The organism is Agrobacterium sp. 22-210-1 (genome assembly GCF_053522525.1).
This window is the reverse complement of record NZ_JBNWCI010000001.1, coordinates 2,091,500-2,103,578: the sequence shown is the minus strand read 5'-3', so window position 1 is coordinate 2,103,578 and position 12,079 is coordinate 2,091,500. Positions and strand designations below refer to the sequence as shown.

Below are 12,079 nucleotides of genomic sequence, written 5' to 3'. Positions count from 1 at the left end.
GGTTCCTCACACGTTGAGAAGCAGGAATTCCCGCTCCCAGGGGCTGATGACCTGCATGAAGGTCTCGAATTCCCCACGTTTCAGGCCGGCATAAAGGCCGACGAATTCATGGCCGAAAACCCGGTCGAACTGCTCTTCACCTTCCAGCAGCGCCACGGCTTCCAGAAGGCCACGCGGCAGGTCGATGGAGCCTTCATTGGCCGTCTCGGCGGTCGGTTCGGTCGGCTCGATATTGTTGACGATGCCGAGCCAGCCGCAGCCGAGCGAAGCGGCAAGCGCGAGATAGGGATTGGCGTCGGAACTCGGCAGGCGGTTTTCGACGCGGCGCGCCTGCGGGCTGGAAATCGGCACCCGGAAGGCGGTCGTGCGGTTGTCGTAACCCCAGGCATTGTTGACCGGGCAGGCCATATCAGGCGTCAGGCGGCGATAGGAATTCACATAGGGCGCCAGCATGACCAGCGCATTGGGCACATAACGCTGCATGCCGCCCACGAAGGAGAAGAACTCCTTGGAGGGGCCGCCATCCTTGTTCGAGAAAATATTGCGGCCGCTGTCGATCTCTACCACCGACTGGTGGATATGCATGGCCGAACCCGGCTGGCCCTGCATGGGCTTCGCCATGAAGGTGGCGTAGATGCCGTGCTTCAGCGCCGCCTCGCGGATGGTGCGCTTGAACAGGAACACCTGGTCGGCGAGCTGGATAGGGTCGCCATGCCGCAGGTTGATTTCCAGCTGCGCCGGGCCTTCCTCATGGATCAGCGTGTCGATCTCGAGGCCCTGTTTTTCCGAGAAGTGATAGATGTCGTCGATCAGCTCGTCGAACTCGTTGATGCCGGCAATCGAATAGCTCTGTCCGCCGACGATCGACCGGCCGGAACGGCCTTTCGGCGGATGCAGCGGATAATCCGGATCGTCATTCATGGCGACGAGATAAAATTCGATTTCCGGCGCAACGACCGGTTTCCAGCCCTTTTCGGTGTAGAGCGAAAGCACGTTCTTCAAAACGTTGCGCGGCGTATAGGGAACGAAATTGCCCTCGGCATCCACGACGTCGCAGATCACCTGCGCGGTCGGGTCGCTCTCCCACGGCACGACGGACAAGGTGGAAAGATCAGGCACCAGCTTCAGGTCGCTGTCGCGTGGCTCATAGCGGAAATTCGCCGTCTCGTCAGGATATTCGCCTGATATTGTATGGCGATAGAGCGCGGATGGCAGGGCAAGCGATGTGTCGCCCGTGAACTTTGCCGTCGGCATCATCTTGCCGCGCGCAACGCCGGCAAGATCGGGCGTGATGCATTCTATGTCCTCGATCCCGCGCGCCCGCAGCCATTGCGCGGCTTCGCGCCAGGAGGAAACGCCACGGGTGGAGGAGAGGTCGAGGGGAGGTGTCTTTGCCATGGTTGCCTGTTTCTTCGGGCGGAGCATGGTTTTCTTCGGGGGCATGTATCACCGGGTCTGTGTTTCGACTGGCGCCATCATAACCGTAGTTTGGCAATTGGCGAGGGGGAAAGCGCCATTGACAAGCGCCAGTACTTCGAAAAGAGGAGAGGAAACGGATCGGATGGAATGATGACAGAGAAATGTGACGTGCTGATTTTAGGGGCGGGCGCCGCCGGCATGATGTGCGCTATCCGCGCCGGCCAGCGCGGCCGCTCCGTTGTCATTCTCGACCATGCCAAGGCGCCGGGCGAGAAAATCCGCATTTCCGGTGGCGGCCGCTGCAATTTCACCAATATCCATGCAGGGCCGAAGAACTATCTCTCCGCGAACACGCATTTCGCCAAATCCGCGCTCGCCCGCTACACGCCGCGCGATTTCATTGCTCTGGTGGAAAAACATCGCATCGGCTGGCATGAAAAAACGCTCGGCCAGCTCTTTTGCGATGACAGCGCCAAGGACATCATCCGCATGCTGCTTGGCGAAATGCAGGCGGTGAATGCGAAGCTGCGGCTCGAAACGTCAGTCTCGGCGGTCGCTCACGATGGCGGGCGTTTTCGCGTGACGACGTCGGGTGGCGTCATCGAGGCGGAAAGCCTTGTCGTGGCGACAGGGGCTAAGTCGATCCCGAAAATGGGCGCGACCGGTTTTGCCTACCAGATCGCCGAGCAATTCGGCCTGCCGCTCATCGAGACGCGCCCGGGACTCGTGCCACTGACGCTCGATCCTGCCGCGCTGGAAAAGCTGAGCCCGCTTGCCGGTGTCGCGGTTCCAGCCGAGGTTTCTCACGGCAAGACCTCGTTTGAAGAGGCGCTGCTCTTCACGCATCGCGGTTTGAGCGGTCCCTCCATCCTGCAAATCTCCTCCTACTGGCGCGAAGGCGACGCCATCCGCCTGAAGCTCGAACCGGGTCGCGATATTGCCGCGCTGCTGAAACAGGCGAAACAGAAGAACGGCCGCCAGTCGCCCCAGACCGCTTTGTCGGAAATCCTGCCGAAACGGCTCGCCCAGCACGTCGTCGAACAATCCGGCCTCACCGGCCATCTGGCCGATATGTCCGACAAGGCTTTGGCAAAGCTGGCGGGCGAGGTGCAGGACTGGCAGATCAAGCCCGCCGGTTCGGAAGGTTATCGCACGGCGGAAGTCACGCTTGGCGGTGTGGATACGACGGGCCTCGATTCCCGCAGCATGGCGGCGAAATCCGTGCCCGGGCTTTATTTCATCGGCGAATGCGTGGATGTCACCGGCTGGCTCGGCGGTTATAACTTCCAGTGGGCCTGGGCCTCAGGGCAGGCGGCAGGCGAATTTGCGTGAAACCGCCTGTCTTAACACCTTGTTAACGGGCGCGGAGTCATCCTGACCGAATGCCAGCAAAGCCGGATCGCATTGCGCTCCCGCTGCACATGATGTCCTGCTGGAGGCTCTTAACAGGGCATGGGTCGGTTGAGTTTTTCGTCAGGAACCCGCGCATGAACAGATCTGCACATCGCACCCCTCGCGCCATTGCCATCGCCCGCACTGACAACGAGAGCCGGCGGCTGGCCTTTCGCCTGAGCCTTATCGCAGCCGGTGCTCTCGCGACCCTGATCGCTCTCTTTTACTGATCGACGGCTCTTCGCCTTTATCAAGCCAATGAGCGCGCTGAAAAGCCGCCACGGGCGCGATGCCTGCGCCATATCGGTATAAAATTTCTCTTCCTGCAGAATGGCCTCGCGCCGGGTGCGCGGCTGCTGGTTTTCGATGATGATCCGGGCTGCAAAAATCGCGTGCATGTCACTCTCCTCGTGATGCGGAGGGCCATAGTGCACGCCGTTTTTTGATTTATCTGCGCAAGAAAATGCGCTACGTTTTTCACCCATGAAAAACGTCACCTGGGATTCCTATCAGCTTTTCCTCGATGTGTCACGCAGCGGCGGCCTGACGGGCGCCGCTGCGCTGACGGGTTTGAGCCCGGCAACCGTCGGGCGGCGCATGGTCGAACTGGAGGAGCGCATTGGCAAGGCCCTGTTCCAGCGCAGCCAGACGGGATACGCGCTGACGGCGGATGGCCGCGCTTTGTTCGACCGGCTTCAGGCGATGGAAAATGCGGCAAAGGATGTTGAAGGATGGCAGAAGGCGTCATCGGCCTCTTCGGTTGTACGCATTGCCGTCGGCACCTGGAACGCCTGGCTGCTGACCGGGAATTTTTCCGCCATCTGTACCGACCGCGATGATTTCCGCATCGATCTTTTCATCGCCGAACAGAGGGCGTCTCTTGCCCATCGCGAAAACGACATCGGTATCCGCGCTTTCGAGCCGCAGGAAAAGAACCTTGCCGCCATCAAGACGGGGGAGGTGGCCTATGCGCCCTACAGGTTGCGCAATGCTGCTGCATCGGTTGCCGACCGCTGGCTGGCGGTGGCGGAGGAAAACGCCATTTCAACCTATCTGCGCTGGCCGCATGAGAACCGCCGCAATGATATCGCGGTAACCGTGAACCGGCCGACGGCGCTTCTCGACCTTGTGCTGGCGGGGGCAGGCGTTGCCGTGCTTCCATGCTTCGTGGGCGATGCGGATGCCCGGCTTGCTCGGGAAGGTGACGAGATGGAAACCCTTCGCCACAATCAATGGATCGTCATGAACAATGACGATCGCCACCGCCGCGATATACGGACGGTGGCGGACCGGATGACCCGTCTGATCAAGGGACATTCCGATTTATATGCCGGGCGCAAGAGCCGTCCGGCGTGAGAGAGCATTTCCAGTAAAAGTGTGTCGCGGTTTTACGTCCGGAAATGCGGAAAAACTCTAACCGTTTCAGGCCGCAGCGCCCTGCGCGACGATAACAGGGATCAGTAGATCGCCCCAGTTGCCGCCGCCGCCATGGTGGCGGGCCGAGCGGACCAGCTCGACGGAAACGCCGGCCTCAACGGCTTTCATGACAGCCTGGTTGAGGCGGTGCAGATCGTTGGCCAGCATGCGGATGGCGGCCTGCTGATCCTGCGTCATGGCGGAGGACTGCTCCTCGGCGCGTTCCTTTACGTGGGTCTTGATGGGGTTATGGGCATTCATGGCATTTCTCCTCTCATTATTGGTTGGGGTTCTTGATTGGAGCATCGGACCGAAAAGTGTTACGCGGTTTTCGGAAAATCCGATGCTTGAACAAAAACTTAGAGCGGATTACGCTCTAAGTTTGCAAGCCCTTCCCGTCACCGGGAAGGGCAGTTTTTCGATTTATTCGGCCGCCGGGCGGAACTGGTCGTGCTCGGTGGATTCCTTCATGGCTGTCGTGGACGAAGTGCCGCCCGAGATCGCCAGAGACACGGCGTCGAAATAGCCGGTGCCGACTTCGCGCTGGTGCTTGGTGGCGGTGTAGCCATTGGCCTCGGCTGCGAATTCCGCTTCCTGAAGCTCGGAATAGGCCGCCATCTGCCGGTCCCTGTAGCCGCGCGCCAGTTCGAACATGCCGAAATTCAGCTGGTGGAAACCGGCAAGCGTGATGAACTGGAACTTGTAGCCCATCGCACCCAGCTCGCGCTGGAACTTGGCAATCGTCGCGTCGTCGAGGTTCTTTTTCCAGTTGAACGACGGCGAGCAATTGTAGGCGAGCTTCTTGCCGGGATGCACCTTGTGCACGCCTTCGGCAAATCTGCGCGCCTGGTCGAGATCCGGCTTTGATGTCTCGCACCAGATGAGGTCGCAATAGGGCGCATAGGCCACGGCGCGGGCAATGCAGGGTTCGAGACCGTTCTTGACCTGATAGAAGCCCTCGACGGTGCGGCCGGCATCGTAATCCACGAAGGGCTGGTCGCGCTCGTCGATATCCGAGGTCAGGAGCTTGGCGGCCTCCGCATCCGTGCGGGCGATGACCAGCGTCGGCACACCCATGACATCAGCTGCGAGACGCGCCGCCGTCAGGTTGCGTATATGCGCCGCCGTCGGGATCAGGACCTTGCCGCCGAGATGGCCGCATTTCTTTTCCGATGCCAGCTGGTCTTCATAATGAACACCCGCAGCACCCGCCTCGATAAAGGCCTTCATGATCTCGAAGGCATTGAGCGGCCCGCCGAAACCGGCCTCCGCATCGGCAACGATCGGCGCGAACCAGGTGTCGACCGAAAGGCCCTTGCCCTCCGCCGTCTCGATCTGGTCGGCGCGCTGCAAGGTGCGGTTGATGCGCTTTGCAAGCTCCGGTGCGGCATTGGCGGGATAAAGCGACTGGTCCGGATACATGGCCGATGCCGTATTGGCATCCGCAGCAACCTGCCAGCCGGAAAGATAGATCGCCTTCAGCCCGGCACGAACCATCTGCATGGCCTGGTTGCCGGAAAGCGCACCGAGCGCATTGACGAAATTTTCCTCGTTGATCAGCTTCCACAGCCGGTTGGCGCCCATTTCGGCCAGCGAATGGCGGATTTCGACGGAGCCGCGCAGCCGCTCGACATCGGCGGCAGTGTAAGTGCGCTCAATGCCGTCGAAACGTCCCTGCGGTGCACCCGGAACAAGTTTGTAAAAATCCGTCATACTTCTCTCTCCCATGATAAATGCGGTTTCCGTAACGGGCCGAATTCAACATCATATGGCGCCGTTTGATGTGACTACATTTACATTTTTCGAGATTTGAGCGCCAGAACAAACACAAAAACAGTGACTTGAAAGAGGTTATCCTGTAGTGTGCGTGACAGGGTGGAGATGTAAAATTGTAAATTTTGTAAAAGTCCTTCGCCCCAAGAATTTGTAACAGATTTGTATGAGTCGCAGGCACAGGGGGTGAGGCGGTGTCGGAAAACAAGATTTTTGCAGGCCCGCGCGTGCGCCGCATTCGCAATGGTCTGGGGCTGACGCAGACGGCCATGGCCGAGGCGCTGGCGATTTCGCCGTCCTATCTTAATCTCATCGAGCGCAACCAGCGACCGCTCACAGTGCAGCTGCTTTTGAAGCTTGCCTCGGTCTATAAGGTCGATCTGGATGATCTGCAGGGCGAAAGCGCCGGTTCCGCCGGGCAGCTGCGCGAGGTCTTCGCCGATCCGCTGCTGGTGGGCGAGGTGCCGTCACCGCAGGAGTTGATCGAGGTTGCCGATGCCGCGCCCAATGCGGCAAGCGGTGTCCTCAAGCTTTACCGGGCCTATCGGGAGCAGGCGCAGCGCCTTTCGGATCTTTCCGATCTTCTGGCGCGCGAGGGGCATGAAACGGCGCTTTCCTCCACCCGTCTGCCGATCGACGAGGTGCGGCACGTCTTTGAAAACCGCCCGGCATATTTTCATTCCATCGATGCGGCGGCTGAAGAACTCCATAAACAATTGTCGACCGGCGATGATCTCGCCTCCGGTCTGCGCGCATGGCTACAGAAAAACCACGGCATCGTCGTCAGAACCCTGCCAGTGCATGCCATGCCCAATCTGCGGCGACGTTATGACCGCCATTCCATGCGGCTGTTTTTGTCCGAGCGCCTGTCGCAGCCGGATCAGCTGCGGGAAATGGCGATGGAGACCTGTCTTCTGGCCCTTCGCGAAGAGATCGGTGCAGAACTGGAAGCGCTTGGCCTGAAGGGCGAGGAAGCCCGGCGCATCGCCCGTTTCGAACTGGCGCGATATGCCGCCCATGCGTTGATGATGCCCTATGGCGCGTTCCTGAGCGCCGCCCAGCGGGCGAAATACGATCTCGAGGTTTTGCGGTCGCGCTTCAACGTTTCTTTTGAACAGGCAGCCAACCGCCTCGTCAGCCTGCAACGGCCGTCAGCCGCGGCGATCCCGTTTTTCCTGATGGAGATCGACAATGCCGGCAACCGTTTCCGCCTTGCAGGGGCCAGCGGTTTTCCAAGGGCGCGTTTCGGCGGCCTCTGTCCGCGGCTCAATATCCATGCCGCTTTTGCCCAGCCGGGACAGGTGCTGGTGGAAGCGGTGGAAATGCCTGACGGTGACGCTTTCCTCTCTGTTTCGCGCACGCTGGAAGGTCCGCAGGCGGGCTTCGGTGAAAGGGTAAGGCGCACGGCGGTGCTTCTTGGCTGCGATCTCGCCCAGGCCGGAGACACCGTCTATGGCCCCGCCGCATCGGGTGCCGCGCCCGTCGCTGTCGGCCCCTCGTGCCGTCTGTGCGAAAGGCAGGGCTGTCTGTCGCGGGCAGAAGCGCCGCTCACAAGGCCGCTCGGCCTCGATGAAATGGTCACCGGTCTCAGTGTTTTCGACTTCCAGTAGGTGTTTCCATTCGCTTTTTTGTGGCCGGAAAACATTCGGTTGAAAATGCTGTGCTGCACATTTCCCGCTTGCTCCCTTTTGTTTTCCTTTCTAGTCTCTCCCAAAAAAGGGGATCACGCTCCCACCGTGAGGATGCGTTAACAGGAGACATCATGAAAAACCGTTCTCTCCGCCTGACCTTGGCTCTCACCACCGCGCTCGTTGCAGCAGGCTCGGCAATGGCCCAGGAAAAGGTCGTCCACGTCTATAACTGGTCGGATTATATTGACGAATCAGTGCTTGCCGATTTCACCAAGGAAACCGGCATCAAGGTCGTTTACGACGTGTTCGACAGCAACGAGCTTGTGGAAACCAAGCTTCTGGCCGGCAGCTCCGGTTATGATGTCGTGGTGCCGACCGGCCCCTTCCTCGCCCGCCAGATCAATGCCGGGGTGTTCCAGAAGCTCGACAAGTCCAAGTTGCCGAATCTGAAGAACATGTGGCCTGAAGTCTCCGAGCGCCTGGCGAAATACGACCCCGGCAACGAATATGCCGTGAACTACATGTGGGGCACCACAGGCATCGGTTATAACGTCGCCAAGGTGAAGGCGGCGCTCGGCGATGTTCCGGTCGACAGCTGGGATATTCTCTTCAAGCCGGAAAATGCCGAAAAGCTGAAATCCTGCGGCGTCAATATTCTCGATGCTTCGGACGAAACCTTCGCCATTGCGATGAATTATCTCGGCAAGAACCCCGACAGCAAGGAAACCGCCGATCTGGAAGCGGGCGGCGAGGTCTATTCGAAGATTCGCCCCTATGTGAAGACGTTTAATTCCTCCGCCTATATCGACGAACTCGCGAATGGCGACAGCTGCATCACCATCGGCTGGTCGGGCGATATCCTGCAGGCGAAAAGCCGCGCCGAGGAAGCCAAGAACGGCGTCGAAGTGAACTATGTCATCCCGAAGGAAGGCACGTATATGTGGTTCGACAACCTTGCCATCCCGGCGGATGCCAAGAATGTCGAGGAAGCACATGCCTTCATCAATTATCTGATGCGGCCGGAAGTTATCGCCAAGGCGTCGAACTACGTTCAATACGCCAACGGCAACCTTGCCTCGCAGGCGCTGATGGATGAGTCGGTTTCGAAAAATCCTGCGGTCTATCCCGATGCCGAGACCATGAAGAAGCTCTTCACCATCTCGCCTTACGGACCGAAGGAACAGCGCGTGCTGAACCGCGTCTGGACGCAGATAAAGACCGGCAGCTGACATCTCCGTCCGCTGGCTGAGGAACGGCCGGCGGGCCTGTTTCTCTGATAGCTTTGCCGGCAGGTCACCCTGCCGGCGCTGCCCGCCCCGAAGCATCGATCGAAAGACCAACGGGATTTGAGGGTAGGGTGAATGGCGAAAACTCTGGGGCCGGTCAAACGCAAATTCAGCCCGTGGGACAACCCCGATGCGGTTCCCTTCATCCGCTTTGAAAACGTCACCAAGCGTTTCGGCGATTTCGTCGCCGTCAACAATCTGACGCTCGATATCTATGAACGCGAGTTCTTCTCGCTGCTCGGTCCGTCGGGCTGCGGCAAGACCACGCTGATGCGCATGCTGGCTGGTTTCGAGGAGCCGACGGATGGACGCATCCTGCTGCAGGGCAAGGATATTTCCGGCGTACCGCCCTATAAGCGCCCGACCAATATGATGTTCCAGTCCTATGCACTTTTCCCGCATATGTCGGTGGAGAAGAACATCGCCTTCGGTCTCGAACAGGACGGCTTGCCGAAAGCGGAAATCGCCGCCCGCGTCGAGGAAATGCTGCGGCTCGTCAAACTCACGGAATTCGCCAAACGCAAGCCGAGCCAGCTGTCGGGCGGCCAGCGGCAGCGCGTGGCGCTCGCCCGTTCGCTTGCCAAGCGGCCGAAGGTGTTGTTGCTCGACGAACCGCTCGGCGCGCTCGACAAGAAGTTGCGCGAGGAAACCCAATTCGAGCTGATGGACATCCAGACCAATCTCGGCCTCACCTTCCTGATCGTCACCCATGATCAGGAAGAGGCGATGACGGTGTCGGATCGCATCGCCGTCATGGACAAGGGCAATGTCGTGCAGGTGGCGACGCCGGCCGAGATTTACGAGGCGCCGAACAGCCGCTACGTGGCTGACTTCATTGGCGACATCAATATTTTCGACGCCAATGTCGTCGCCAATGCCTCCGATATCGGCAAGCCGGGTCTGGTGACGCTCGATTGCGACGGGCTGAAAGTGGCGGTGGAGCAGGAATGCGCTGCGGCGACCGGCAGTCAGGTGGCTTACGCCATCCGCCCGGAAAAGGTCCGCATCTCGCTCGACCAACCGGCTGACAGCAGCGTCAATTCCGCCTATGGCGAGGTCTGGGATATTGGTTATCTCGGTGACTTCTCGGTCTTCATCGTCAAGCTCGCCGATGGCCGTGTCCTCCGCGCGGCGCAGGCGAATGTGTCACGTCTCGTTGATCGCCCGATCACCTTCGGCGATATGGTGTGGCTGAACTGGAAACCGGATTCAGGTCTTGTCCTGACGCGCTGAGGGAGGCTTTCATGGCGGTCACCACTCCCGAAAACCGGCAAAGCCCCTGGCGCTGGCTGGTCGTTGCGGTTCCCTATTTCTGGCTGCTGTTGTTTTTCGCAGCGCCGTTTTTCATCATCTTCAAGATCTCGCTGTCGGATACGGCCATATCCATGCCGCCCTACACGCCGGTCTTCGAAGGCTTTTCGAAGCTCGGCGCGTTCTTCTCGCAGCTGGATTTCGAAAATTATCTGTTCCTGACGGAAGACCCGCTCTACATCGACGCCTATCTGTCGTCGTTGCGCATCGCCTTCATCTCCACTTGCCTGCTTCTGCTGATCGGTTATCCCATGGCGCTGGCCATGGCGCGCGCGCCGTCATCGGTGCGGCCGACGCTGGTGATGCTGGTGATCCTGCCGTTCTGGACGTCGTTCCTGATCCGCGTTTACGCCTGGATCGGCATTCTGAAGCCGGAAGGCCTGCTGACGGTGCTGTTTCAGTGGCTCGGTTTTCTCGGACCCGACCAACAGGTCAATATTTTCCGCACCGAGACGGCGATCTTCATCGGCATCGTTTATTCCTATCTGCCTTTCATGGTGCTGCCGCTTTATTCAGCGCTGGAAAAGCTCGACAATACGCTATTGGAAGCGGCGGCCGATCTTGGCTGCCCGCCATGGAAAGCCTTCTGGAAGATCACTTTCCCGCTGTCGCTGCCGGGTGTTGTCGCCGGGTCGATGATCTGCTTCATCCCGATAACAGGCGAATTCGTTATTCCCGATCTGCTCGGCGGCGCGCAGACATTGATGATCGGCAAGACGCTCTGGACGGAATTCTTCGGCAACCGCGACTGGCCTTTGGCATCGGCCGTGGCCGTGCTGCTCCTGTTGTTGCTGGTGGTGCCGATTGCCATCTTCCAGAACCAGCAGAAGAAGGTGGGGTGAGGCCATGAAGCGCGGAAAATTCGACATCACCGTTCTCACACTCGGTTTTGCCTTTCTTTATATCCCGATCATCATCCTGATCGTTTATTCCTTCAATGCCTCCAAACTGGTGACGGTCTGGGGCGGCTTCTCGCTGCAATGGTACAGGTCCATGTGGTCGAACCAGGGGCTGATGGATGCCGCCTGGGTGACGCTGCGTGTCGGTATCTTAAGCGCCACCATCGGCACCATCCTCGGAACACTGGCGGCCCTGTCGCTCACCCGTTTTGCGCGCTTCCCGGGGCGCGTGCTGTTTTCCGGCATGATCTATGCGCCGCTCGTCATGCCGGAGGTTATTACCGGCCTGTCGTTGCTGCTGCTGTTCGTGGCTGTCGGGGTGGATCGTGGTTTCTGGACGGTGGTCATCGCTCACACCACCTTCACCATGTGTTATGTGGCGATCGTTGTGCAGTCGCGCCTGCTCACCTTCGACCGCAGCCTTGAGGAAGCCGCACTTGATCTCGGCTGCCCACCGGTGAAGACCTTCTTCCGCATCACCCTGCCATTGATCTTCCCAGCCGTCATCGCCGGCTGGATGCTGGCGTTTACGCTGTCGCTCGACGATCTGGTGATCGCCAGCTTCGCCACAGGCCCCGGCGCAACCACGCTGCCGATCAAGATTTACTCGCAGGTACGTCTTGGGGTGACGCCGGAAATCAATGCCATCTGCACGATCCTCATCGGTCTTGTGACGATCGGCGTCATTGTCACCTCCATCACGTCCAAACGCACCGAACTGCAGCGGATGCGGGACGAGCACGCCGCCGCCCGCAACTGATTATCGGCTCTGCTTCGATTTCCTCACGTTACTGTTGAAATCGCAATAAAATTAGAAACCTGTAATTTAGTTTTGGGACTCTACGGTCTCAAAATAGGAATTATCGTCGGTAATTGCTCGATTTTGGTTTTAACCGCTTGTTAATAGGAGTTGGCGGAAAGTAAACCTAACGCAGGGTTGTCAAATTCTGAC

Annotated in this window: 11 protein-coding genes; 7 read left to right on the top strand and 4 right to left on the bottom strand. The window is 59.2% G+C overall.

Going from position 1 to position 12,079, the window contains the following annotated elements; genetic code table 11:
- Nucleotides 1-6: 6 nt before the first annotated feature.
- Nucleotides 7-1,443 carry a glutamine synthetase family protein gene (locus tag ACQZ5F_RS10560; protein WP_046800620.1) on the bottom strand — a complete coding sequence of 479 codons (1,437 nt, stop codon included), beginning with the start codon at nucleotides 1,441-1,443 and terminating at the stop codon, nucleotides 7-9.
- Nucleotides 1,444-1,566: 123 nt separating this feature from the next.
- Between ACQZ5F_RS10560 and ACQZ5F_RS10555 the strand changes: the two genes are divergently transcribed.
- Entirely contained in the window at nucleotides 1,567-2,751 is a 1,185-nt protein-coding gene (locus ACQZ5F_RS10555) for a BaiN/RdsA family NAD(P)/FAD-dependent oxidoreductase (protein WP_225339463.1), read from the top strand.
- 110 nt (nucleotides 2,752-2,861) lie between these two features.
- Here ACQZ5F_RS10555 and ACQZ5F_RS10550 read toward each other — a convergent pair whose 3' ends face one another.
- Entirely contained in the window at nucleotides 2,862-3,296 is a 435-nt protein-coding gene (locus ACQZ5F_RS10550; protein WP_225339462.1) for a hypothetical protein, read from the bottom strand.
- Between ACQZ5F_RS10550 and ACQZ5F_RS10545 the strand changes: the two genes are divergently transcribed.
- Nucleotides 3,295-4,167 (top strand): LysR family transcriptional regulator, encoded by an 873-nt coding sequence (locus ACQZ5F_RS10545; protein WP_046800623.1) that lies wholly within the window; start codon nucleotides 3,295-3,297, stop codon nucleotides 4,165-4,167. The genes ACQZ5F_RS10550 and ACQZ5F_RS10545 overlap by 2 nt on opposite strands.
- A gap of 66 nt (nucleotides 4,168-4,233) precedes the next feature.
- Here ACQZ5F_RS10545 and ACQZ5F_RS10540 read toward each other — a convergent pair whose 3' ends face one another.
- Both ACQZ5F_RS10540 and aceA read right to left on the bottom strand, forming a co-directional pair.
- The gene (locus ACQZ5F_RS10540; RefSeq protein ID WP_046800624.1) at nucleotides 4,234-4,488 is read right to left on the bottom strand and encodes an SMc00767 family acetate metabolism repressor; all 255 of its coding nucleotides are present in this window, start codon (nucleotides 4,486-4,488) and stop codon (nucleotides 4,234-4,236) included.
- A gap of 162 nt (nucleotides 4,489-4,650) precedes the next feature.
- Entirely contained in the window at nucleotides 4,651-5,940 is a 1,290-nt protein-coding gene (gene aceA, locus ACQZ5F_RS10535) for an isocitrate lyase (RefSeq protein WP_225339461.1), read from the bottom strand.
- A 254-nt stretch (nucleotides 5,941-6,194) separates the two neighbouring features.
- Here aceA and ACQZ5F_RS10530 point away from each other — a divergent pair, with 254 nt between their 5' ends.
- The 5 genes from ACQZ5F_RS10530 to ACQZ5F_RS10510 all read left to right on the top strand — a co-directional run bounded on the left by ACQZ5F_RS10530 (nucleotide 6,195) and on the right by ACQZ5F_RS10510 (nucleotide 11,887).
- On the top strand, nucleotides 6,195-7,610 hold the full coding sequence (locus ACQZ5F_RS10530; RefSeq protein WP_225339460.1) for a helix-turn-helix domain-containing protein: 1,416 nt from the start codon (nucleotides 6,195-6,197) through the stop codon (nucleotides 7,608-7,610).
- 152 nt (nucleotides 7,611-7,762) lie between these two features.
- The gene (locus tag ACQZ5F_RS10525; RefSeq protein ID WP_046800627.1) at nucleotides 7,763-8,860 is read left to right on the top strand and encodes a polyamine ABC transporter substrate-binding protein; all 1,098 of its coding nucleotides are present in this window, start codon (nucleotides 7,763-7,765) and stop codon (nucleotides 8,858-8,860) included.
- Between the two features lie 132 nt (nucleotides 8,861-8,992).
- Nucleotides 8,993-10,150: an ABC transporter ATP-binding protein gene (locus ACQZ5F_RS10520; RefSeq protein ID WP_046800628.1), complete on the top strand. Its 1,158-nt coding sequence runs from the start codon at nucleotides 8,993-8,995 to the stop codon at nucleotides 10,148-10,150.
- Between the two features lie 11 nt (nucleotides 10,151-10,161).
- A complete protein-coding gene (locus ACQZ5F_RS10515) occupies nucleotides 10,162-11,070 on the top strand; it encodes an ABC transporter permease subunit (protein WP_046800629.1) in 909 nt (302 codons plus the stop codon).
- 4 nt (nucleotides 11,071-11,074) lie between these two features.
- Nucleotides 11,075-11,887, top strand: a complete 813-nt coding sequence (locus tag ACQZ5F_RS10510; protein WP_046800630.1) for an ABC transporter permease — start codon at nucleotides 11,075-11,077, stop codon at nucleotides 11,885-11,887.
- The last annotated feature ends 192 nt before the right edge of the window (nucleotides 11,888-12,079 follow it).

Coding starts and splice junctions, on each gene's coding strand:
- ACQZ5F_RS10560 (WP_046800620.1), bottom strand. CDS start 1,443: ATGCCCCCGAAGAAAACCATGCTCCGCCCGAAGAAACAGGCAACCATG.
- aceA (WP_225339461.1), bottom strand. CDS start 5,940: ATGACGGATTTTTACAAACTTGTTCCGGGTGCACCGCAGGGACGTTTC.
- ACQZ5F_RS10515 (WP_046800629.1), top strand. CDS start 10,162: ATGGCGGTCACCACTCCCGAAAACCGGCAAAGCCCCTGGCGCTGGCTG.
- ACQZ5F_RS10510 (WP_046800630.1), top strand. CDS start 11,075: ATGAAGCGCGGAAAATTCGACATCACCGTTCTCACACTCGGTTTTGCC.
- ACQZ5F_RS10540 (WP_046800624.1), bottom strand. CDS start 4,488: ATGAATGCCCATAACCCCATCAAGACCCACGTAAAGGAACGCGCCGAG.
- ACQZ5F_RS10555 (WP_225339463.1), top strand. CDS start 1,567: ATGATGACAGAGAAATGTGACGTGCTGATTTTAGGGGCGGGCGCCGCC.
- ACQZ5F_RS10520 (WP_046800628.1), top strand. CDS start 8,993: ATGGCGAAAACTCTGGGGCCGGTCAAACGCAAATTCAGCCCGTGGGAC.
- ACQZ5F_RS10545 (WP_046800623.1), top strand. CDS start 3,295: ATGAAAAACGTCACCTGGGATTCCTATCAGCTTTTCCTCGATGTGTCA.
- ACQZ5F_RS10550 (WP_225339462.1), bottom strand. CDS start 3,296: ATGGGTGAAAAACGTAGCGCATTTTCTTGCGCAGATAAATCAAAAAAC.
- ACQZ5F_RS10525 (WP_046800627.1), top strand. CDS start 7,763: ATGAAAAACCGTTCTCTCCGCCTGACCTTGGCTCTCACCACCGCGCTC.